This window comes from Pseudomonas sp. GM41(2012) (assembly GCF_000282315.2).
GTDB lineage: Bacteria > Pseudomonadota > Gammaproteobacteria > Pseudomonadales > Pseudomonadaceae > Aquipseudomonas.
In genome coordinates this window covers 735,073-756,787 of record NZ_AKJN02000006.1, presented here as the reverse complement: position 1 = coordinate 756,787, position 21,715 = coordinate 735,073, and the positions used below count along the sequence as shown (strand labels likewise).

Below are 21,715 nucleotides of genomic sequence, written 5' to 3'. Positions count from 1 at the left end.
AGTGCCACAAAAATCGAGGACAGCCGCAGATCAAATGTGGGAGTGAGCCTGCTCGCGAAGGCGGCGACACATTCAGCACTGATACAAGCTGACCCACCGCTTTCGCGAGCAAGCCCGCTCCCACAGGGGACTTGCAGTGCCACAAAAATCGAGGACAGCCACAGATCAAATGTGGGAGCGAGCCTGCTCGCGATGACGGCGACACATTCAGCACTGATACAAGCTGACCCGCCGCTTTCGCGAGCAAGCCCGCTCCCACAGGATATGCATTCGACCTGACTGACCATGGTTGATTTCGTGGCGATAGGCGTCAATCTTGAACCTGGTCGCAACCCTGCGGCTCAGAACAGGCTTTGCACCTGCTCCAGCACGCCGCGGCTCATCTGGCCGGTGTGGGTGTGCAGGCTTACATAGCTTTGCAGCATGTCGAGTTTGGTGTTGAGCAGGTCTCGGCGGGCCTGGAACACCCGCTGCTGTGCATCAAGAATATCCACCGTGGAACGCACTCCACCCTGAAAGCCTTTTTCCGTCGAGGTCAGGGCCCGCTGATTGGACTCCACCGCCCGCTGCATCGCCTTGCTCTTGGTGAACCCGGCCACCACGCCCAGATAATCGGCTTCGATGTCCTCGGCCAACTGTTGACGCTGCACATCGTAGTCGGACTGGGCACCGGCCAGTTGCGCTTCAGCCTTCGCCACCGAGGCGCGTACCGCCCCGCCGCGATACAACGGAATATCCAGCTGCACCCCCACGTAATAACTGTCCTGACGCGGATCGAGTTCCTGGTACTGGCGGGTTTCCCGGCGGGTTAGCTGGGTGGTCAGCGACAAGGTCGGATAATGCCCGGCGCGCTGACTGTCGGCTTGCGCCTCGGCGACTTTCACCGCTGCCAGCCGGGCTGCCAGCTCTGGGCTGGCTTCACGGGCAACCGCCGTCCAGTACGGCAAATCCTGCTCCGGCGGGATCGGGCTACCGGCGGCGAGTTCTTCGCGCATCGGCTGGATGTCATCGATGGGCACGCTGGCGCGACCGGACAATGCCCGCAACGCCGCCACGCGGCGGGCCTGGGCTTCAGTCTCCTGGGCTTCGACGAGATCGAGCCGCGCCTGGGCCTCATCAATGTCGGTGATCGCACCCTGGCCGCCCTGATAAAGCTTTTTGCTCTGCGTCACCAATCCACTGATGGCAGCCTTTTGCTGGGCAATCAACTTGATCTCGTTTTCAGCCCGGGCGACGTCGAAGTAGCCTTTGGCGACCCGGTCGTACAGGGTCTGGCCGGCAACGTCGAATAGCTGGTTACCCAACTGCCCTCGCGCCTTGCCCTCCTGATACGCCGCCCAGCGCCCCTTGTCATAGAGCGGTTGTTGCGCCGCCAGGGTGACGTTGTTTGCCTGGTAATCATTACTGTTGACGTAGGTGCTGTCGTCGCCGCCATCGATACGCCCACCGTAGCCGTAGCGTGACGTCAACGACACTTGCGGATAGAGGCCGCCGCGGCCAATCGCCTCTTCCTGCTTCGAAGCATCAAAGGCATGGGTCGCCGATTGCACGGTCGGGTCATTGGCGCGCGAGGCGTCGTACGCCGCGGTCAGGCTCAGGCCTTTTTCGGCGGCCCATAGGGGATTGATCGCGGCCCAACTGATATACAAACCCAGCAACGCACGGGAGCGATAGCGACAACGATCGGTCATGCTCATTCCTCTTTGAAGGCTGCAAGCAAGCGTTCACGCAAAGGTTTCATCAGGTAATTCATCAAGGTGCGTTCCCCCGTCACCACCGTGACATCGGCGAGCATGCCGGGGCGCACCAGCAGGCCGGCGGCCTGGAGCGAGGCGACGGTGTCGGCGGGAATTTCGACCTTGGCGGAAAAGTACGGCTGGTGCGTCTGTTCATTGATCAACTGGTCCGCCGACACCGTAGTCACCGTGCCGGTGACCGTCGGCGTATCCACCCGTTGCAGCGCGGTGAAATGCACATGCACCGGCAGACCCGGGCGCAACTTATTGGCCATCAGCGGCTCGAAACGCGCGGTAATCGCCATCGGCGCATCCAGCGGCACCACCTGCATCAGGGTTTGGCCGGCCTGCGCAACGCCCCCGACCGTATGAAGGCTCACGTCCATGACCTGCCCGGACACCGGCGCACGGATCGCGCCGTTGTCGACTTCAAACTGCAAGGCACGAATCTGATCGGCATAACCCGCCGCCTCGGCAGAGACCTCGCTGAGCTGGGTTTCGGCATCGCGGCGAAATTCCTGCTGCGCCTGCAAGGCCTTGAGGCGGCTTTCGTTGATCGCCTGGCGGGTCCTGCCGACATCGCCCACCCCGGAGGCAATCTGCCCGGCCAATTGGGCTGCGTTGCGCTCGGCCTCGAAAAGTTTATTGCGCGGAACGTAGCCTTCACGGGCCAAATCACGCAGGCCTTCCAGCTCCTGCTGCTGGAAGCGCATCTGCGCGTCGTAGTTGCGCTTGACGCCTTCGTAGCCGCGCAATTGCTGCTGCAACGCCGCGGCTTCGTGTTCGATGATCTGCAAGCGGCTGCCCAGCTCTGCGCGGCGAGTCAGAAACAACTGGCTCTGCAAGGCCATGGCGGCCTTGACCCGCGGCTCATCGGCATGTTCCAGCAGTTCAGCGGGCCATTGGATCTCGGTTGAGCCCAGGCGCTCGGCAATCAACCGCGCTTCAACGCTGCGATCGTTGAGCAACTTGCCCAGGGTCACGTCCCGTTGCGACTGCGCCTGCACCGTATTGAGCTGCACCAGCAACTGTCCCTGGGTGACGCGGTCGCCATCGCTGACCAGCAGCTTTTCCACCACCCCACCGACCAACGACTGCACAGCCTTACGTTCGCCCGCCACCACCACGGTGCCGCTGCCCACGACACCCTGGTCGAGCGGAGCCAGGCAGGCCCAGAGCAGGAAACCGCCCAGCGTCAGGACCAGGAAACCGACACCATAGCGTGCCGCTCCCCCGGCGTCGGTACTGGCGCAGGGCAATGTTGTGGCGCCGCGCACGCTCAGCCTCTGCTCAGGGGTCAGATCATGCATCTTCGCCAGTCTCCTTGACCGCGGCCGGTCTTGGCCCCGTCATCAATGCCTTGAGCACCTGGTCTCGTGAACCGAATGCTTGTTGAGTGCCGTCCTTGAGCACCAGGATGTAATCGACCACTGCCAGCACATTAGGCCGGTGGGTAATCAGCACCACGGTGCTGCCAGCAGCCTTGATCGCACTGATGGCCTGCACCAGTGCCAGCTCTCCGGCTTCATCAAGGTTGGAATTGGGCTCATCGAGCACAATCAGCGACGGGCGCCCATAGAGTGCACGAGCCAGGCCGAGGCGTTGCTTTTGCCCACCGGACAAGCCAAGCCCGCCGGGGCCCAGAGGTGTGTCGTAACCCTTGGGGAACCTCAGGATCATCTCGTGAATGCCGGCGTGACGCCCGGCTGCGATTATCTTGTCGGCGTCCTGCTCGCCGAAGCGGGCAATGTTGTCGGCCACACTGCCGTCGAACAGTTCGATGTCCTGCGGCAGGTATCCAAGGTGCGGGCCCAGGGCGTCGTGGGACCATTGACTGATCTCGGCGTCGTCCAGGCGCACCGACCCGCCCAAGGCTGGCCATACCCCGACCATCGCCCTGGCCAGCGTTGATTTACCACTGGCGCTGGGGCCGACGACGGCGAGCACATCACCTTTGGCCAGGCTGAAATGGATGCCACGCAGGATCGGTTGCGAGGCGCCGGGCGGGCCTACATACAACTGCTCCAAACGCACTGCGCCGGTGGGCGGTGGCAAAGGCATGCGCAGGCGCTCGCGCGGATGCTCGGCCAGCAGTTGGCTCAGGCGCTGGTAGCTCTGGCGGCCGGCGTTGAATTGCTTCCACGAGCCAATGGCGATTTCCACGGGCGCCAGCGCACGCCCCAGCAGCAGCGACATCGCAATCATCATGCCCGCCGACAATTGGCCTTCAAGCACCAGCAACGCCCCCAGGCCCAGGGCCAGAGACTGTCCGGAGATGCGCACGAAACGGGTCATCGAAGTGATACGCGCACCGCGGTCGCTGGCATGGGCCTGGGCAGCAATGATGCGTTGCTGCAGCAGGCTCCAACGCTGGCGCAATGGCCCGAGCATGCCCAAGGCCTGGATGACTTCGGCATTGTGCAACGTGCTGTTTACATAGATCGACGACTGCACGCCCAGGCGATTGGCTTCGCCCAAACGCGTGCGAGTCGCCAACTCGCCCCACAGCGCCAGACCGATCAGCACCAGGGCCAGAACCAGCGTCAGCACGCCGAACCAGGGATGAAAGATGAACGCCACCAGCAGGAAGATTGGCAACCACGGCGCATCGAGCAAGGCGATCAGACCCTGGCCGGTGATCAACTGCCGCAGCGTCGCCAGGTCGGTGAGCACCTGCGCCGGGTTGGCGTTGTGCTCGCGCAGGCTGCGGGCGAAGGCAGCGTCGAAAATCCGCTCGCCCAAGGCATCGTCCAGCCCCGCGCTCATGCGAATCATCACCTCGCCGCGTACCCACTCGATCAGGGCGCTGAACATGAACAGTCCCAGGGCGATCAAGGTGAGCATGAACAAGGTGGTTTCGTTGCGGCTGGTGAGGACCCGGTCGTACACCTGCATCATGTAGAGCGACGGCACCAGCACCAGCAGGTTGATCACCCCACTGAACAGCGCCAGCGACCAGAACACCCGGCGATAGCTTAATAAAGCGGCATCAATGTCATGACGCGGATCGAGAAGCAAACCCATAGAGTGTCGCCCGCAAAAGAAATAGTCGGTCCAAGACGCAATCCATCGCTGGTTTTTTTTGCCCTAAGGCTTTGGAGAAAACACTAAACGCAGCCTGATGTGCCGCTATCAGAGACGATCCTCGTCGCTCCAGGCGCCATTTACTGACCGCGCAACCACGGGTTAGTGCCGGTTCGACGGGCTGGGTTTGCAAGTGGGTGACGGGCGGGGATGTTGCATTCCCACTGCCGTCCAAAATGATGGGCCCATTACGCACAAACAAAAACGCCGCTCAAAGAGCGGCGTTTTGCGTATGGAGCGGGAAACTCGGTTCAACTGTAAGTCGCGAGCCTCAAGCGTTTCAGCTCCACGGACGGTCTCCATTCTCGTCCTTGATGCGGGTCGGCAGGCCCATCACATCCAGCGCCTTGAGGAACGGCTCGGCCGCAAGCTCCTCGACGTTGGCCATGCGCTGCACGTCCCACTCGCCACGGGCGACCAGCAAGGCAGCGGCCACGGGCGGCACGCCTGCGGTATAGGAAATGCCCTGGCTGTCAGTTTCCGCGTAAGCGTCTTCATGATCAGCCACGTTGTAGATGAACACTTCGCGCGGCTGGCCATCCTTGGTGCCCTTGACCAGATCGCCGATGCAGGTCTTGCCGGTGTAGCCGGGCGCCAGCGAGCTCGGATCAGGCAGCACAGCCTTGACCACTTTCAGCGGCACGACTTCCAGGCCTTCGGCGGTCTTGACCGGTTGCTCGGAGAGCAGGCCAAGGTTCCTGAGTACGGTGAACACATTGATGTAGTGTTCGCCGAAGCTCATCCAGAAACGCACGTTGGGCACGTCGAGGTTCTTCGACAGCGAGTGCACTTCATCGTGGCCGGTCAGGTACAGGTTCTGCGCGCCGACGACCGGCAGGTCGTCGGTGCGTTTGACTTCGAACATCGTGTTGCTGGTCCACTGACTGTTCTGCCAGCTCCACACTTGTCCGGTGAATTCGCGGAAGTTGATTTCCGGGTCGAAATTGGTGGCGAAATACTTGCCATGGGAACCGGCGTTGACGTCGAGAATGTCGATCGAATCAATGCGGTCGAAATACTGTTGTTGCGCCAGTGCTGCATAGGCATTGACCACACCCGGGTCGAAGCCCACGCCGAGAATGGCGGTAATGTTCTTCTCTTTGCACTCTTCGAGGTGGTTCCACTCGTAGTTGCCATACCAGGGCGGCGTCTCGCAGACTTTGCCCGGTTCTTCGTGAATGGCGGTGTCCAGATAGGCCACGCCGGTATCGATGCAGGCGCGCAGCACCGACATGTTGAGGAACGCGGAACCGACGTTGATGACGATCTGCGATCCGGTTTCGCGGATCAGCGCCTTGGTCGCTTCGACATCCAGTGCGTTCAGCGAGAAGGCCTGGATGTCGGCGGGCACTTTGAGGCTGCCCTTGGCCTTGACGCTGTCGATGATGGCCTGGCACTTGGAGATGTTGCGCGACGCGATAGCAATACGACCGAGTTCATCGTTGTGCTGCGCGCACTTGTGGGCCACCACCTTGGCGACACCTCCTGCACCAATGATAAGCACGTTCTTCTTCAATTTTTCTCTCTCTCCTTCTCTGCCAGCTTACGAAAGGCTGGACATGTAGTCGTTGTAACCGAACTCACGAACCACCTCGACTGTACCGTCGAGTTGTTTCACTACGATGGACGGCATTTTCAGGCCGTTGAACCAGTTCTTCTTGACCATGGTGTAACCCGCTGCGTCGATGAACGACAGCCGATCCCCGATAGCCAGCGGACGATCAAATTGATACTCACCGAAAATGTCGCCGGCCAGGCAGGATTTGCCGCACACCATGTACGTGTGCTCGCCCTCGCTAGGCGCCAGCTTGGCATTCAGGCGATAGATCAGCAGATCGAGCATATGCGCTTCGATGGAGCTGTCCACAACCGCCAGGTGCTTGCCGTTGTAGAGGGTGTCGAGCACGGTGACTTCCAGCGACGCGCTCTGTGTGATGGCCGCTTCGCCCGGTTCCAGGTAGACCTGCACGCCGTATTTTTGCGAGAAGGCCTTGAGGCGCGCGCAGAACTCGTCCAGCGCGTAGCCTTCACCCGTGAAATGGATACCGCCACCGAGGCTGACCCACTCGACCTTGTGCAGCAAGTCGCCGAAACGCTCTTCAATGGTGCACAGCATCTGGTCGAACAGGCCGAAATCACCGTTTTCGCAGTTGTTGTGGAACATGAAGCCAGAGATCTGCTCGATGACCTGCTCGATCTTCACCGGGTCCCACTCGCCCAGGCGGCTGAACGGTCGCGCAGGGTCGGCCAGCAGATAATCCGAGCTGCTCACCTGCGGATTGACCCGCAGACCGCGCACCTTGCCGGCCGAAGCCTCGGTGTAGCGCTGCAACTGACCGATGGAGTTGAAGATGATCTTGTCGCAGTTTTCGAGCATCTCCTCGATCTCGTCGTCGGCCCAGGCCACGCTGTAGGCATGGGTCTCGCCAGCGAACTTCTGTCGACCGAGCTTTAGCTCGTAAAGCGACGACGACGTGGTGCCGTCCATGTATTGCTGCATCAGGTCGAACACCGACCAGGTGGCGAAGCACTTGAGTGCCAGCAGGGCCTTGGCCCCGGACTGTTCGCGTACGTAAGCGATCTTCTGCATGTTCGCCAGCAGCTTTTGTTTATCGATGAGGTAGTACGGCGTTTTGATCATTTCGAGGCGCCTCCGGCAAGGCCAGCCAAAAAAGGATGCGCATTGTGCCTTCACTGGCTACATATCGAAAGAGCAGGAAGCGCTCTCCACGTGAAACGCGGCTCAATTTAAGTCCCAGGCTGCAAACAAGCCTGAGTGACGGCCTTTGTCCGCAGGCCCCGTAACATCGCCACGCTACTGATCCGGCTACAGATTCGCTACTATGTTTGACCGTTAGCTTTACCGTCAGCTTTCCTTGATCTGGAGCCCGAATGCCTACTCAAAAGGACATCGCCGCCGACAGCGGCGCACCGATGATTCCTGAACAGCGCCGTGAACTGATGCTGCGACAGTTGCGCAAGCATCAGGTGCTGAGTGTTCATCAGTTGATGGAAATGTTCGACTGTTCGCACATGACCATACGTCGCGATATCGCGCTGCTGGAGCAGGAAGGTCGTGCCTATTCGGTAACGGGTGGGGTGCGGATCGCCAGCCAGCTCCATAGTGAGCCCAGCCATCAGCTCAAGGCGGTGGTCGAGTTGCCGCAGAAGCAGGCCATGGCCAAGCTTGCCGCCCGGCTACTGCATGCCGATATGACGATTTACCTGGATGCGGGAACCAGTACGCTGGAAATCGTCCCTTACATCAAGGCGCTGTCCGGCATGACTGTGGTGACCAATGACTTCGGCGTTGTCCAGGCGCTGATCGAAGCTCCCCATGTCACGGTGATTCATACCGGCGGGCAGCTGGATCACTCCAATCAATCGTGCGTCGGTAGTCTGGCGGTTGCCACCTTGCGCCAGGTCGTCACCGACATCGCGTTCATATCGACCAGCTCATGGGATTTGCGTCGCGGCCTTACCACGCCTTCGGCGCTGAAGGTGGAGGTGAAACAAGCCGCGATGCAATCGGCCTCGCAAGTGGTGCTGGTGGCCAGCAGTTCGAAATACGGCACCTTCAGCATGTACAAGATTGCCGGGCTAGAGCAGTTCGACATTATCCTCAGCGACGATGCACTGACCGCGGCCGCGGCCGATGGCATTCGCAAGCAGGGAGTCGAATTGTTGCTGCCGTCTGACCATTCCCGGGCCTGAAACGACGGGCTCGCGCATCCAGCAGAGCCCGTCGCCCCTTCACTATTGCGCTTGGCGCGCCTTCCAGTCCCGCAACCACTGCAAGCCGGCAGATGTGTTGCCACGCGGCCGATATTCGCACCCTACCCAGCCGTCATAACCCAACTGGTCGATCAACTCGAACAGATAGGGATAGTTGACCTCTCCCAGGTCCGGTTCATGCCGGTCCGGCACGCCAGCGATCTGGATATGGCCGATGCCATCGAAGTCCCGACGCAGTTTGGTGGCCAGGTCGCCCTCGACGATTTGGCAGTGATAACAGTCGAACTGAACCTTCAGGTTACTGGCGCCTACTTCCTTGCAGATGGCCTGGGCCTGGTCCTGGCGGTTGAGGAAAAACCCCGGCATGTCTCGTGTATTGATCGGCTCGAGCAACACCGTGACACCTGCCTTCGCTGCTTGGGCGGTGGCATAGGCGAGGTTTTCCAGATAAATGGCGTGATGCCGTGCCCGATCACTCTCGGAAGGCAGCAGGCCGGCCATGACATGGATTCGCGAGTTACCCAGCACGCCGGCGTACTCCAGGGCGCGATCAAAACCGCTACGAAATTCACGCTCACGGCCCGGCAACGACACTGTGCCCCGCTCGCCCGCCGCCCAATCACCGGGCGGCGCGTTGAACAGAGCCTGCACCAGGCCGTTATCACTCAAGCGTTGTTTGAGTTCTTCAGCGCTGTAGTCGTAGGGGAACAGATACTCCACCGCTTCGAAACCATCGGCGGCCGCGGCGGCGAAGCGATCCAGAAACGCATGTTCCGGGTAGAGCATGCTGAGGTTGGCAGCGAAACGAGGCATGGTAACTCCTATGGATGGCTTTTTTTGTAGGAGCCGAGCTTGCTAGCGATGGCGATCTCAAAGACGCCATCGCCGGCAAGCCGTGCTCCTACAGGTCAACAACGCTCTTTGTAGGAGCCGAGCTTGCTCGCGATGGCGATCTCAAAGACGCCATCGCCGGCAAGCCGTGCTCCTACAGGTCAACAACGCTCTTTGTAGGAGCCGAGCTTGCTCGCGATGGCGATCTCAAGAACGCCATCGCAGGCAAGCCGTGCTCCTACAGGTCGAGTTCGTTAAACAAACGGCCAGATCAGCAGGGTAATACAGAAACCCAAGGTGCCGAGCAAGGTGGTCAACACCGTCCAGGTGCGCAAGCCGTCGGCCACGTTCAGTCCGGACAACTTGGTGAAGATCCAGTAACCGGCGTCATTGATATGGGACATGGCCAACCCGCCACCGCCCATGGCCAGGCACAGCAGCGCCATGTGATTCGCAGTGAGATTGAGGGTCGCAATCAGCGGGCTGATGATGCCGGCAGTGGTCACCAGCGCCACCGTCGTCGAGCCCTGCACCGCGCGCAACAGCAGGGTCAGCAGAAAGCCCAGCGCCAGCACCGGCAGACCGGTGGTGCGCAGCATATCGGAGACCACGGCGCCGATTCCGGTATCCACCAGCACCTTGCCAAACACCCCGCCGGCGCCGGCAATCAGGATCACCATGGCCACACCGGGCAAGGCCGAGCCGATCACATCAGACACTTGAGTACGGCTCCAGCCCCGACGCGAACCCAGCAACCAGGCACACAGCAACGTGTCGATCAGCAACGCCACCAGCGGCGCGCCGAGCACGGTCATGATGCCGCGCAGGGTCGATTCGGCAGGCAGCAACGAAGTGGACAGCGTTCCCAGCAGAATCAGAATGATGGGGAGCAGGATCAGGCTGACGATCAAACCAAACCCTGGCGGCGGTGCCGGCGGCAACTTGGAAACGATGCTGCTGGTGGACTCTTCCAGGCCCATGTGCGACACAGCCACAGCCGCTCGTTCAGTGCTCTTGTCGTTGCCATTGGACCAGGCGGCCAGATCCTCGTTGGTGACATGCGGGCCATAGACCTCGGCACGAATATCGTCGGTCATCGGGTACACCCGACGGGTCATGCGCCCGGCCACGCGGTAGCCGACATAGCAAAGGAACGCGGTGATCGGCAGACCGAACATCAGCACGCGGCCCAGGTCCGCGCCCAACTGACTGGCAGCGGCCACGGCGCCCGGGTGTGGTGGCAGAAAGGCGTGTACGGTCAACAAGGCCGCGCACATCGGCAACGCGAAGACCAACAGCGGCTTACGCGCACTGCGCGCAATGCCATAGGCCAGCGGCATCAGGATGATCACGCCGACCTCGAAGAACACCGGCACCCCGACCATGAACCCGGCAATCGTCAGCGCCAGCGGTGTACGCCGGTTGCCGAAACGAGTGATCAGGGTCTTGGCCAGCGCCTCGGCACCACCGGAGAGTTCGATGATCCTCCCGATCATCGCGCCCAAGGCAATGATGATCGCGATATGACCCAGGGTCTTGCCCATGCCGCCTTCGATGGTCGCCACCAGATCGGCCGGTTTTACCCCAGCCACCAGCGCCACCAGAATACTCACCATCATCAAGGCCACGAAGGGCTGGAACTTGTACTTGAGCACCAGGAACAACAACAGCGCGATGCCCACCCCCGCGGTAACCAGCAGGATTAACGGGCTCATTTCAGAATCCCTCCACGCCGGGTAAACGAAACGGTTCTGCCACTGAATCTGAAAATGCCGCCGTGAAGGTGAGTCATGCTTGGATTTCCTGTTGTTATTGTTTTTTCAGGCAAGCCGGGTCTGTCGAGAGTCGCTGCGCGCCTCATGTACAGGGCCTGCTGTATCGATTTGTCGCGTTAAGCCAGCGCTTTACCAGGTCGCGCCGAAGGTCTCTCGCAACTCGTCCAAAGCCGCCTGGTCGAGAGGTTCCGGTTTGGGATGGCTCATCAGCCAGAGCCGCGCAGTTTCCTCAAGCTCCTCCAGGGCGTAACTGGCCCTGGAGACCGAACTTTCCCAGACCACCGGCCCAAGCCGTTCAAGCATCACGCCGCGAACACTATTGGCCAGCTGCGCGACTTGCTCGGCTACCTTCGGCGAACCGGGTCGCTGGTAGCCAATCAACGGAATGTGCCCGACTTTCATCACCTGGTACGGCGTCAGCGGCGGCAGAATGTCGTCTGCCTGCCAGACACCGGCCAGCGTCAACGCCACCAGATGAGTGGAATGGGTATGCACCACGCCGCCAACACTCGGATTGCGGTCGTAGACCTGGCGGTGCAGCGCCAGAGTCTTTGAAGGCTTGTCACCGGACACCCATTCGCCGGCCAGGTTGACCTTGGCGATGGTCGCCGGATCGAGGCGCCCGAGGCAGACATCGGTCGGTGTGATCAACCAGCCGTCATCCAGGCGCGCGCTGATATTGCCGGCGCTGCCGACGGTGTAACCGCGCTGGTAAAGGCTATGGCCAACCTCGCAGATTTCTTCGCGCAGGGCGTTTTCGTTACTCACTGAGCACCTCCCGCGAGTTGGTTCAAGGCTTTGCTGAAGAAGTCGCGACCACCGAAGTTGCCCGACTTAAGTGCCAGCGCCAACGGTTCGTCAGTACTGCTGACAGTCGCCGGCACACCCGGATCGATCTGCGCGCCGATCTGCAGCAGCTGTACACCCAACGCCTGAACCACCGCGCCCGAGGTTTCTCCGCCAGCGATCACGAAACGGCGCACGCCGCTCTGGCGCAGACCTTGGGCAATTTCGCCAAAGGCATTTTCCACCAGGCTTCCAGCCTGCTCGACACCCAGTTGCTGTTGCACCGACTTGACCTCATCCGGTGAACTGGTGGCGTAGATCAATACAGTTTGTTTGTTATCACGGGCGAAGGTCAGGGCTTGCGCCACCACCGGTTCACCCGCCGCCAAGGCCAACGGATCAATCCGCAAGGCCGGCCGACCGGCTTCGAGCCAGGCGGCCACTTGTCCATTGGTGGCGATCGAAGCACTGCCGGCCAACACCACTTCCCCGCCGAACACCGCCGGAAGCTTCGAGGCATCGAGGTCGCGCAGCTTGCCGGCGCGACGGAAGTTTTCCGGCAAACCCAGGGCCAGCCCCGAACCACCTGTCAACAACGGCAGATCGGCACAGGCGGCGCCGAGGGTGTACAGATCGTTGTCCGACAAGGCATCAGCGATGGCTATGCCGACACCTTCAGCCCTCAACTCTGCAATTCGCGCACGCACCTGCTCGGTGCCACGGGCAATGGTGTCGTAGCGCAACAGACCGACATTCAGGCCGGTCTGCGATTGCAGCACCCGAACCAGATTGGCATCGGTCATTGGCGTCAGCGGGTGATGCTGCATGCCCGACTCGCTGAGCAGTTGATCCTGCACAAACAAGTGGCCGCGAAAGATTGTCCGGCCATTTTCCGGGAACGCCGGACAGGCCAGGGTGAAGTCGCTGCCCAGCGCCGCCAGCAGCGCTTCGCTGACCTGGCCGATATTGCCGGCCGCGGTGGAGTCGAACGTCGAGCAGTATTTGAAGAAGATCTGCTCGCAGCCTTGCTCGCGCAGCCAGGCCAGTGCGGCGAGGGACTGTTCGACCGCGTCGGCGACAGGAATGGTGCGCGACTTCAGGGCAATGACGATCGCATCGGCATCAAGCCCGGCGGCGACGTCTGCGCTCGGAATACCGATGCTTTGCACGGTACGCATTCCGCCGCGCACCAGCATGTTGGCAAGGTCCGTGGCACCGGTGAAATCGTCGGCGATGCAGCCCAGCAGCGGGCGTGCGGTGGAGGTAGTCATGGGGTGTTCCTCAAACGGGCTCGGGCTTCAAACGGACTGGGGCTTGGCAGTCGGCAATTCGATGCCCGGGAAAATCTTGATTACTGCTGAGTCGTCTTCACGACCGAAGCCGGCACTGGACGCCTGCATGAACATCTGGTGAGCGGTGGCCGACAGCGGCAGCGGGAATTTGCTCGCCCGGGCGGTATCCAGCACCAGGCCCAGGTCCTTGACGAAAATATCCACCGCGGACAACGGCGTGTAGTCAGCCTTGAGAATGTGCGGTACGCGGTTTTCGAACATCCAGGAATTACCGGCGCTATGGGTGATCACCTCATAGAGTGCATCGGCATCGACCCCTTCACGCAGGCCCAGCGCCATGGCTTCGGCAGAAGCGGCGATGTGCACCCCGGCGAGGAGCTGGTTGATGATTTTGACCTTCGACCCCAGGCCATGAACGTCACCCAGGCGATACACCTTGCCGGCCATGCCCGCCAGGATCGACTCAGCCTTGGTATAGGCGTCGGCCGGCCCCGAGGTCATCATGGTCATCTCGCCAGCGGCCGCCTTGGCGGCGCCACCGGAAATCGGTGCATCCAGATACAGCAGGCCCAACGCGGCCAAGCGCTGGCCCAGATCCACCGCGTAAGTCGGGGCTACGGTGGCACAGCCAATCACCAGACTGCCCGGCCGCAGTGCGGCCACGGCACCACCCTCACCAAACAGTACGGTTTCGGTCTGCTCGGCGTTGACCACCACGGTCACTATCACGTCACACTCAGCGGCCATGTGCGACGGCGAAGCGCAAGCCACACCGCCCTCCCCGGCAAACTGTTCAGTCACAGCAGCTCGCACATCACAGGCATGCACATTGAAACCGCTGCGCAACAACGAGCGAGCAATGCCCAGGCCCATCGCGCCCAGACCGACCACACCGACATTCTTGTTATTCATGGGGTACTCCAGAGGAAAGCAGCGACTGCTTGCGCGCCTGCAAGGCGCAGACATTGGCCGCGTTGTAGAGAGGGCTGCGGTAGACAGGAACAGCGCCGAGCGGATAAATCCGCCGAGGGGCGCTGTCATTGAGCACATGAGTCGGGATCTCATCGAACATCAAGGCAATCCTGTTTTTGTCGTGTTATCAGGTTGTCATACCGGCTGATGGAGATCATCTACCAATGATCGGATTATGTGAAGTATTTTTTTAATCTAACATTTTTTAACATGCCCTACGGATCCTCGGTAATCCCTTACGTGATCTGTAGAGCCGGACGCAGGCTTCGCCAGCGGCTACAAGGCATGCGTTTCTGCGCCCGGCGGTGTGGCAAGTTTTGAGCACTGACTTACACTGCGATACACCCAATGCGAACGAATGAATGTCCAACAGATCGATAGGTTCCATGGCGATCCGGGGATCACGTAATGATCTGGGTGAAGCCAACATGAAAACGGTCACGAGCCTTTTCACCTGTCTGCTCGCTGCCAGCGTTTGCGCGGCGACGAGCACCTGCGCAAATGCTGCGTCGTTCAAGACCAGCTTCGACTGCGCCACGGCAAGGGCATCCGTGGAAAAACTTATCTGTCGCGACTCGCAACTGGCGCAGATGGATATCGAACTGACGCGTCTTTATCGTCTGGCGCTCACGGATGAACGTTCAGTACCGCGGCCAGACAAAGTCTTGATCGACCAGCAGTTCTGGATCGACTCCCGTAATCAGTGTGCGTCCACGTCTGAGCCCAAGGCGTGCACGATCCGAAGTTATGCCGAGCGCGCGTACCAGCTCCGCCAAGGCTCGGCCATTGTGAGAACCAAGGATCCAGACAGGCTCACCGAAGGCCCCCTGGCTTTTCGTTGTACCGGGTTTAACGCACTGATTTCCGCCACGTTCTTTAACTCGCAGCCAGGTGTCGTGTACCTGAAATGGGCGAACACCTCGATCACCCTGAACCAGGTGCCGAGTGATTCGGGAACCCAATACACCGGCAAGGATTCCCTGGGGAACTACCGCTTCTGGCAAGACGGCAACGGGGTGATTTTCCAGAAGCCAGGTTCAGGGGCGATGAGCTGTACCGCCGAGCCGGTCAGCTGATTTCTCTGGTGCAAGTCCGGGATACTTCGGGTAGGCAGTGCGCCGGCCCTCTCTCACGTACTCGGCGATTTATGCCACGGATAGCCTTTCGCGCTGAGTTCAAAGGCGTATTCGAACAAGCGCTTCATGTACTCGCCATCAAATCTGTGATTGCGGGAAATATCAAAGTCGGAGCCGATGTACGCCAGATTGAAGTCCGCGCCATCCTGCTGTGCAATTCGGTAAATTCGATCCAGATCGCTGATCCCCTGGGTCTGGATCAATGCGCTGATGGCGCGACCGCCGATGCTCAAGGTGCGACGCTTGGTTCCGGACCATTGCAGCTCCAGTTTGCCATTGCGAATGACATAGAAATGCCGTTCATCACGCAAACGCGCCCCGGTCACGCGGTTCAGCGCCATCACGGTGCCGGGTGGGTAAAGGAACACCTGAGTCAGGACGCCTCCGTCCACGTGCATTTCCTGAAACTGTTGACCGTCTACCTCCACATCGATCATGACGGGTGAGACGGCGCCGGGAATACTCATCGACGCGATCATGATGTTGCGAAACAGGTCGAGCGCGCCCGGTGCCTGGCTTGAGGCAATAGCGCCCATGTTCCAGGTGACCGGGCGTCCTGAATCAAGGTCGGTGGTGCCGATCATCAGAAGACGTCCTTTGGCGTATTCCGCCGCGATCGCCGCAAGCACCTCTTCAGTGACGTGCTGCGCAATCAGCCGCGACAGAGGCTTGCTGTGCGCGATACCGTCGCTGGCAAGACGGGTCAGCACATTGCGCGAATGGAATATGTCTTTTGGACCGACTGCATTGCAGATACCCAGAATGACCCCGTCGTACTGGGGCCCCAGGTAGGCAAACGGGGCGACCAGGGCGCCAGCGCTAATGCCGGTGACGACTTTGAACACGGGACGAGACCCATGCAGGGTCCAGCCCGCAATGATGCCCCCTGCGAAGGTGCCTGCATCGCCGCCCCCTGAAACGGCCAACATGCTGGCCAGCGGCAGGGTGTCATTGGGCATCCCTGCGCTGGCGAGCGTCTCGGCTTCTCGAAGGTTGGCCTGACTCACATCCCGAATGAACGGCGTCAGATCCTGATCCAGCCAGTAGCGGGCATCTGGAATGCCAGGGATGAGCGCTTTTTCGGTTAACGTTGGCGGCACTGCATCACGGCGTTGTAGGCAGGCTTGACGCAACATGTTCAGCGTTGAGGCGCTAGGTCTGAGCAGGAATGTTTTCAAAACGCCGCCTCCGGCCCCTGCAATCGACAAAGAGCGCGCTCAATGTAACGGCAAGACGCCTTGCCGATCACGCACGCTCCCCACACCCATGACTACTTTCTCAATCAGGCGCCGGTCTTCTGAAGACCAGCAGTTTGCCGGTGGCTCGCTGCACGACCTTGTCGTTTTGATTGAGTGTTTCCATGAACAGGGTCACCACACCCCGATCTGGTTTGGAGCTGGATGGATCGATGGCCTGCACGGTGCATTGCAGACGCAACAGATCGTCCGGGTAGGTTGGCGTCGGCCAGCTCAACTCAATGCTCAGGCCTATGATCCCGTCTGCCAACGGCACGCTTTCCACCAGCAGTTTCATGGTCAGGGCTGCGGTGTTCCAGCCGCTGGCCGCCAGACCACGGAACAGGCTCAGCTCAGCGGCTTCAGGATCGAGGTGAAACGGTTGCGGGTCGAACTCCTGAGCAAAGGCCAGCATCGACGCCCGATGGACACGCAGGCTGTCGCTTTCGAACTGCTGACCCAGGCTCAGGTCATCGAGGTAGAGTTTTTCCCAGGAGTGAATGGTCATGATTCAACCCTCTCTAGGCGTAGCCGAGTGGCCTGAACATCTTTCATGCTAGCGCAAGCCCGGGCAGTCATAACGTCGGCGGGACGTCCGGTCTGTTCTGCGGCTGATCCTCCACCCATTGCCAGAACAACTGATAGCCGACCGCAAGCACCACCGGGCCGATGAACAGCCCGAGGATACCGCTGGTGACCATGCCGCCCAAGGCTCCGATCAGCACCACCGGCATCGGCACATCGACACCGCGCCCCAGCAGCAAAGGCTTGAGCACGTTATCGACCAGGCCGGCAACGAACACATAGATGGCGAAGATGATGGTCGCCGTGCTGGCCCCTTCGGTGGCGAACACGTAGGCAATCACCGGCAGGGTAATCAGGGTCGCCGGTAATTGCATGATGCCCAGCAGCAATACGGCCAGCGCAAGCAATCCGGCACCGGGGACACCCTTGAGCACGAATCCGATGCCGACCAGCAGCATCTGGATGAAGGCGATGCCGACCACCCCCAGCGCGACTGCCCGGATCGTCGCGGTACACAGGTCGGCGATTTTCGGCCCCTTGCCCGGATCGCTGACGCGTGAAGCGATCTGTATCGCACTGCGCCTGCCGCTCTCGCCATAGGCCATGAAAATGCCGGCGATGATCAATGCAAAGATAAAAGTGAGGAACCCCATGCCGACGCCGGCCAGTTTGGCCAGGAAACTCACGCTGAAATGTTTTATCTGCGGCAGGTACTTCGCTGTCAGGTCGGGAAGATCGGTGGAGGCCTGCAGCCATATAGCAGAGAGACGCTTGCCCACTAACGGCCAGTCAGCGACTGAATCGGCGGGTGGCGGAATATGGAAGTTGCCGTCCCTGATGGTGGTCATGGCGTGCTCGACCGAATCGGCAATCGAGGTGACCAACAGATAGATCGGCACCATGAGCACAACGATAGCGACCAGCACAATCAGCGTCGCAATACGGCCGTCTTTCTGCCCCAGCGGCCCCTTGAGCCGCTCTTGCAATGGATAAAGAGTGATCGCCAGGATCAGCGACCACAGCATGAGGTCGCGGAACGGACTGAAAATCTCAAAGCAGAACAGCACCAGTACGGCAATCAACCCGGCACGGATCAAAACATCGAGCAGACTGCGAGTGAACGCCTTCTCGGAGCTGGATGTGGGCACCATTGCTGCCTCCTTGCAGATCGCTGCAGAGGGATGGGATCGGTAAGCCCAGCATAGACGCTCAATGGACAACACGAGGATGGCGGTGATGGATAAGTGGTTGGATGGATTTGGGATTGGGAGGACGCGTTGGGGGTGGAGCAAGCGAAGCTTGGGATCGGGTGAACCTGGATTCCGTGTTCGGCTCAGGATCCACCCCTCACCCCAGCCCTCCCGAAACGTCGGACCGCCCCAGTGGGGAGAGGGGGAAAGGGGGCAGATCTCCACGTGCTTCTATACCTGAGTTCGACTCGGGCTTTCAGGTCGATGTAACTCTAAGAACAACTCGGTCAGTCCCCTCTACCCTCTGGGGCGGTCCGACGTTTCGGGAGGGTTAGGGTGAGGGGTGGATTCATCTGCCCCCCCCCCTGTTACCCCTGCGCAAATCACCGCAGCTTCAGCGGATCGACCAGTTCAGCGGCGATGGCCATGCCCACCAGGTCCGGCAAGGTATTGGCCTGCATGCGTTTCATCACCCGAGAGCGATACAGGTCGACGGTTTTTGCGCTCACGCCCAGTTGTTCAGCGATCTCACGGGTGGTGTAACCCTGGACCAGCGGCAGCAAGACATCGCGCTCCCGTGGGGTCAATGTCAGCAAGCGGGCCTGCAAGGCTTCGTGGCCCTGATTGCCTGAGCGGTTTGCCGCGCAATTGCTGAGCGCCTGTTGCACGCTGTCCAGCAGCAATTGCTCGTTATAGGGTTTCTCGATGAAGTCATGGGCGCCCGCCTTGAAGGCGCGAACCACGATTGGCACGTCCGCGTGCCCGCTGACGAAAATGATCGGCAGGTTCAGCTCACGTGCGCGCATTTCTTCCTGCACGTTCAACCCGCCCATGCCGGGCATGCGAACATCGAGCAACACGCAGGCATCGAGCGTGGCATCACACGCATTGAGAAACTCCACCCCACTGGTAAACGGCAAGGCCTTGAGCCCTACCGATTCCAATAACCAGACCGTTGAGTCGAGCATGCCTTGATCGTCGTCAACCACATACACCACGTGCTCCGTCACACCTGCCATTACGTTATTCCTGTTGTTGTTTTGTTGGGCCGGCCAGCGGCAAGCGGCAGCACATCAGCAGCCCGACAGGTTGGCGTCGGGCCTGCAATTCGCCACCGAAACCTTCGATGATGCTGCGGCTCATGGACAAGCCAAGTCCCAGGCCATCGGCCTTGCTGGTATAGAACGGGGTAAATATCTGCTCCAGTTCCGGCTCGCTGACGCCAGGTCCCTGGTCTTGCACACTGATTTCCACGGTTGCACCACCGCCCTGCTCCGCAGTCATCACGATCAGTGAAGGTTGCCCAGGATGTTGTTCGCGGTTGGCATCGATGGCATTGCGCAACAGATTGAGCAGGACCTGCTCCAGCAGCACCCGGTCGGCATAAATCGGCGGCAGATTATCCGGCAGGCGATCCTCGATTGTCACTTGGCAATTGCTCGCTTCCCAGGCACATAAACGCACGGCCTCGCGGGCGACGTCGGTGAAATTCAGGGCTTGCATCCGGCGTTGTCCCTTGCGCAGAAACGCCCGTAAACGCCTGATCACTTCTGAAGCATGCGTGGCGTGATAGGTAATGCGTTCCAGTCCTTGCGCCACTCGGGCGGCAGCCTGGGGATTGGAATCCAGCGTCTGTAAATAGCGCTGGCTGGCATTCGCGTAATTGACCACCGCCGCCAGCGGCTGGTTGATTTCGTGAGCGATGCCCGAGGCCAATTCACCCAGGGTGACCAACCGCGCTGTGTGGGCCAGTTCGTCCTGATGGCGGCGCTGTTGCACCTCACGCAGTTCACGCTCGGTCATGTCCCGCGCCACCAACGAGTAATAGCGTTCGCCGCCGGCCGAACGGTGCGCCAGCAGCACCAGCGACACCGGCACTGAAGTGCCGCCACCCGGTGGTTGCAATCGCGCATCGGTGCTCCAGACACCGTCGCGCTCGGCGCTGCTCCAGCCATCGCGCTGCAGACGTGCCAGGTCGCCGCTGGCGAACAATTGCGCCAGGGCCGGCATCGGTTGTTGCTCGTCGATCCCGAGAATGCGCCGCGCCGCTGGATTGAAGTAAGTGACTTGCCCCTCGGGGTCGATGAACAACACCGGATCGGTGTTGGCTTCAACCACCTCCGCCAGGCGCCGCTTGTTCTCCTCGGCTTGCACCCGGGCGGTAATGTCCCGGGAGACGCTAACCACTTCAACCACCGCCCCGGTGTAGGTTTCACGAATCGCCCGGCTCGCGGTTTCGAACCACAGGTAATGCCCGTCGCGATGGCGTATGCGATAGGTCATCGTGTGATAACCGTCCTGCTCCAGGGCATCCCGCGCGCGCTGCACCAGGCTGGCCAGGTCCTGACCATGGAACAAACCCTGGGCCATTTGCCCGCGCAACTCTTCCGGCCAGTAGCCGAGCAATGTCCAGGACGCGGGCGAGGCATCCAGAAAGCGTCCGTCCGGTGTGTGTCGGGAAATCAGGTCGGTGGTGTTTTCGATGATCAGCCGGTACAACCGGCGTGCCGTGGCCGCTTCACGCTCGGCCAGCACTTGTGCCGTGGCATCGCGGCAACGGGCGAGCACGCGGTTGTCCTGGGGATCGGGGATAAACGTCCAGATCAGGATCTGCGCTTCGAACTGCGCTTCGACCCCGTCGATGGCGCGTTGCTGGTCCAGGCAGGCGCGTACCAGCACCCGGTGATTGACCGGCAAAAAGCCCAACACATCAGTCAGCGGCTTTTCGGCGAGTAGTGCCAACAGCGCCGCGTTGAACTCCAGCGGTCGGCCTTGCGCATCGAGCAACAGACTCGGTTGCGGATCGTGGCCCAACAGCGGTGAGCCGCGCAGCATACCGTTGACGCTGCTCAGCAAGGTCGTCAGCAAATCCTGCACCCAACCCAGCCAATCAAGACTCACGCCCTCGCACACTTCCACCAGCAGCAACCCCGGCTGCCCCGGTTGCAAGGCCAGATCAAACACCTGGCCATGGCTGATAGCGGCCCGGCGCAGTCGCCCGGCCAACCAGCAATCGAGTTGACGCACTTGCGCCAGATCCAGCCGCCCCGCCTCGACCAGTCGATCGAACAGCCGCTGATCACTGGCCAGCGAAGGGTCGCCCAGCCCCGGTGGAAAATGCTGGGCGGCGCCCTCGTGGCTGTAAATCCGCGCATTGGTTTGCCAACTCAGATAAACCGCCCGGCGCACCTCGGGGCAATCCTGCAGCGCACGGCACAACGCATCGGCCCGGGCGGCCAGAGACACACCCTCGCGCTGCAGGCGCAACCAGCTGTGCAATCGAACGGGGGTCAGGGTCATCACAGGTCCGCTTCGTTGGGGAGGCCAAGGATATACCGGCCTTGGTGGTATGACTGTATTGATTTAGATCCGCAAGAATCAAATATAGTACATATCCTATATGACGTAGGTTGTACTT

Annotated in this window: 18 protein-coding genes; 2 read left to right on the top strand and 16 right to left on the bottom strand. The window is 60.6% G+C overall.

Annotation, left to right across the window (positions count from 1 at the left end):
• Nucleotides 1-341: 341 nt before the first annotated feature.
• The 5 genes from PMI27_RS22265 to nspC all read right to left on the bottom strand — a co-directional run bounded on the left by PMI27_RS22265 (nucleotide 342) and on the right by nspC (nucleotide 7,461).
• Complete coding sequence (locus PMI27_RS22265; protein ID WP_008157402.1) at nucleotides 342-1,691, bottom strand: TolC family outer membrane protein; 1,350 nt, start codon at nucleotides 1,689-1,691, stop codon at nucleotides 342-344.
• A gap of 2 nt (nucleotides 1,692-1,693) precedes the next feature.
• Nucleotides 1,694-3,046, bottom strand: a complete 1,353-nt coding sequence (locus PMI27_RS22270) for an HlyD family type I secretion periplasmic adaptor subunit (RefSeq protein ID WP_008157400.1) — start codon at nucleotides 3,044-3,046, stop codon at nucleotides 1,694-1,696.
• Nucleotides 3,039-4,760 (bottom strand): type I secretion system permease/ATPase, encoded by a 1,722-nt coding sequence (locus tag PMI27_RS22275; protein ID WP_008157398.1) that lies wholly within the window; start codon nucleotides 4,758-4,760, stop codon nucleotides 3,039-3,041. Before PMI27_RS22275 ends, PMI27_RS22270 begins: the two co-directional genes overlap by 8 nt.
• Before the next feature lie 340 nt (nucleotides 4,761-5,100).
• Nucleotides 5,101-6,336 carry a saccharopine dehydrogenase family protein gene (locus tag PMI27_RS22280; RefSeq protein WP_033053096.1) on the bottom strand — a complete coding sequence of 412 codons (1,236 nt, stop codon included), beginning with the start codon at nucleotides 6,334-6,336 and terminating at the stop codon, nucleotides 5,101-5,103.
• A 27-nt stretch (nucleotides 6,337-6,363) separates the two neighbouring features.
• Complete coding sequence (gene nspC, locus PMI27_RS22285; protein ID WP_008157394.1) at nucleotides 6,364-7,461, bottom strand: carboxynorspermidine decarboxylase; 1,098 nt, start codon at nucleotides 7,459-7,461, stop codon at nucleotides 6,364-6,366.
• A 251-nt stretch (nucleotides 7,462-7,712) separates the two neighbouring features.
• Between nspC and PMI27_RS22290 the strand changes: the two genes are divergently transcribed.
• The gene (locus PMI27_RS22290) at nucleotides 7,713-8,534 is read left to right on the top strand and encodes a DeoR/GlpR family DNA-binding transcription regulator (protein ID WP_008157392.1); all 822 of its coding nucleotides are present in this window, start codon (nucleotides 7,713-7,715) and stop codon (nucleotides 8,532-8,534) included.
• Between the two features lie 42 nt (nucleotides 8,535-8,576).
• Here PMI27_RS22290 and otnI read toward each other — a convergent pair whose 3' ends face one another.
• The 6 genes from otnI to PMI27_RS31850 form a co-directional block, all read right to left on the bottom strand.
• Nucleotides 8,577-9,368 (bottom strand): 2-oxo-tetronate isomerase, encoded by a 792-nt coding sequence (gene otnI, locus PMI27_RS22295; RefSeq protein WP_008157390.1) that lies wholly within the window; start codon nucleotides 9,366-9,368, stop codon nucleotides 8,577-8,579.
• A gap of 272 nt (nucleotides 9,369-9,640) precedes the next feature.
• Nucleotides 9,641-11,101 carry a GntP family transporter gene (locus PMI27_RS22300; protein WP_008146431.1) on the bottom strand — a complete coding sequence of 487 codons (1,461 nt, stop codon included), beginning with the start codon at nucleotides 11,099-11,101 and terminating at the stop codon, nucleotides 9,641-9,643.
• A 189-nt stretch (nucleotides 11,102-11,290) separates the two neighbouring features.
• Complete coding sequence (gene otnC / locus PMI27_RS22305) at nucleotides 11,291-11,929, bottom strand: 3-oxo-tetronate 4-phosphate decarboxylase (RefSeq protein WP_008146430.1); 639 nt, start codon at nucleotides 11,927-11,929, stop codon at nucleotides 11,291-11,293.
• Nucleotides 11,926-13,218 (bottom strand): 3-oxo-tetronate kinase, encoded by a 1,293-nt coding sequence (gene otnK, locus PMI27_RS22310; protein ID WP_008146429.1) that lies wholly within the window; start codon nucleotides 13,216-13,218, stop codon nucleotides 11,926-11,928. Before otnK ends, otnC begins: the two co-directional genes overlap by 4 nt.
• A 27-nt stretch (nucleotides 13,219-13,245) precedes the next feature.
• Nucleotides 13,246-14,151, bottom strand: coding sequence for an L-threonate dehydrogenase (ltnD, locus tag PMI27_RS22315; RefSeq protein ID WP_008146428.1), 906 nt, complete (start codon nucleotides 14,149-14,151; stop codon nucleotides 13,246-13,248).
• Entirely contained in the window at nucleotides 14,144-14,311 is a 168-nt protein-coding gene (locus PMI27_RS31850; RefSeq protein ID WP_008146427.1) for a hypothetical protein, read from the bottom strand. Before PMI27_RS31850 ends, ltnD begins: the two co-directional genes overlap by 8 nt.
• Before the next feature lie 328 nt (nucleotides 14,312-14,639).
• Here PMI27_RS31850 and PMI27_RS22320 point away from each other — a divergent pair, with 328 nt between their 5' ends.
• On the top strand, nucleotides 14,640-15,287 hold the full coding sequence (locus tag PMI27_RS22320) for an MliC family protein (protein ID WP_033053296.1): 648 nt from the start codon (nucleotides 14,640-14,642) through the stop codon (nucleotides 15,285-15,287).
• Nucleotides 15,288-15,340: 53 nt separating this feature from the next.
• Here the strand turns inward: PMI27_RS22320 and PMI27_RS22325 are convergent, their stop codons facing one another.
• From PMI27_RS22325 to PMI27_RS22345, 5 genes are all read right to left on the bottom strand, one after another.
• Nucleotides 15,341-16,483, bottom strand: coding sequence for a patatin-like phospholipase family protein (locus tag PMI27_RS22325; protein WP_150113538.1), 1,143 nt, complete (start codon nucleotides 16,481-16,483; stop codon nucleotides 15,341-15,343).
• A 142-nt stretch (nucleotides 16,484-16,625) separates the two neighbouring features.
• Entirely contained in the window at nucleotides 16,626-17,090 is a 465-nt protein-coding gene (locus PMI27_RS22330) for a MaoC family dehydratase (RefSeq protein WP_008146424.1), read from the bottom strand.
• A gap of 67 nt (nucleotides 17,091-17,157) precedes the next feature.
• A complete protein-coding gene (locus tag PMI27_RS22335; RefSeq protein ID WP_008146423.1) occupies nucleotides 17,158-18,258 on the bottom strand; it encodes an AI-2E family transporter in 1,101 nt (366 codons plus the stop codon).
• 422 nt (nucleotides 18,259-18,680) lie between these two features.
• The gene (locus PMI27_RS22340) at nucleotides 18,681-19,316 is read right to left on the bottom strand and encodes a response regulator transcription factor (RefSeq protein ID WP_008146422.1); all 636 of its coding nucleotides are present in this window, start codon (nucleotides 19,314-19,316) and stop codon (nucleotides 18,681-18,683) included.
• Nucleotides 19,317-19,320: 4 nt separating this feature from the next.
• Nucleotides 19,321-21,597, bottom strand: a complete 2,277-nt coding sequence (locus PMI27_RS22345; RefSeq protein ID WP_008146421.1) for a PAS domain-containing sensor histidine kinase — start codon at nucleotides 21,595-21,597, stop codon at nucleotides 19,321-19,323.
• Between the last annotated feature and the right edge of the window lie 118 nt (nucleotides 21,598-21,715).

Excerpts from the sequence above, each read along its gene's own strand:
- PMI27_RS22265 (WP_008157402.1), bottom strand. The coding sequence starts at position 1,691 with ATGACCGATCGTTGTCGCTATCGCTCCCGTGCGTTGCTGGGTTTGTAT.
- PMI27_RS22270 (WP_008157400.1), bottom strand. The coding sequence starts at position 3,046 with ATGCATGATCTGACCCCTGAGCAGAGGCTGAGCGTGCGCGGCGCCACA.
- PMI27_RS22275 (WP_008157398.1), bottom strand. The coding sequence starts at position 4,760 with ATGGGTTTGCTTCTCGATCCGCGTCATGACATTGATGCCGCTTTATTA.
- nspC (WP_008157394.1), bottom strand. The coding sequence starts at position 7,461 with ATGATCAAAACGCCGTACTACCTCATCGATAAACAAAAGCTGCTGGCG.
- PMI27_RS22290 (WP_008157392.1), top strand. The coding sequence starts at position 7,713 with ATGCCTACTCAAAAGGACATCGCCGCCGACAGCGGCGCACCGATGATT.
- otnI (WP_008157390.1), bottom strand. The coding sequence starts at position 9,368 with ATGCCTCGTTTCGCTGCCAACCTCAGCATGCTCTACCCGGAACATGCG.
- PMI27_RS22300 (WP_008146431.1), bottom strand. The coding sequence starts at position 11,101 with ATGAGCCCGTTAATCCTGCTGGTTACCGCGGGGGTGGGCATCGCGCTG.
- otnK (WP_008146429.1), bottom strand. The coding sequence starts at position 13,218 with ATGACTACCTCCACCGCACGCCCGCTGCTGGGCTGCATCGCCGACGAT.
- ltnD (WP_008146428.1), bottom strand. The coding sequence starts at position 14,151 with ATGAATAACAAGAATGTCGGTGTGGTCGGTCTGGGCGCGATGGGCCTG.
- PMI27_RS31850 (WP_008146427.1), bottom strand. The coding sequence starts at position 14,311 with ATGTTCGATGAGATCCCGACTCATGTGCTCAATGACAGCGCCCCTCGG.
- PMI27_RS22320 (WP_033053296.1), top strand. The coding sequence starts at position 14,640 with ATGAAAACGGTCACGAGCCTTTTCACCTGTCTGCTCGCTGCCAGCGTT.
- PMI27_RS22325 (WP_150113538.1), bottom strand. The coding sequence starts at position 16,483 with ATGTTGCGTCAAGCCTGCCTACAACGCCGTGATGCAGTGCCGCCAACG.
- PMI27_RS22330 (WP_008146424.1), bottom strand. The coding sequence starts at position 17,090 with ATGACCATTCACTCCTGGGAAAAACTCTACCTCGATGACCTGAGCCTG.
- PMI27_RS22335 (WP_008146423.1), bottom strand. The coding sequence starts at position 18,258 with ATGGTGCCCACATCCAGCTCCGAGAAGGCGTTCACTCGCAGTCTGCTC.
- PMI27_RS22340 (WP_008146422.1), bottom strand. The coding sequence starts at position 19,316 with ATGGCAGGTGTGACGGAGCACGTGGTGTATGTGGTTGACGACGATCAA.
- PMI27_RS22345 (WP_008146421.1), bottom strand. The coding sequence starts at position 21,597 with ATGACCCTGACCCCCGTTCGATTGCACAGCTGGTTGCGCCTGCAGCGC.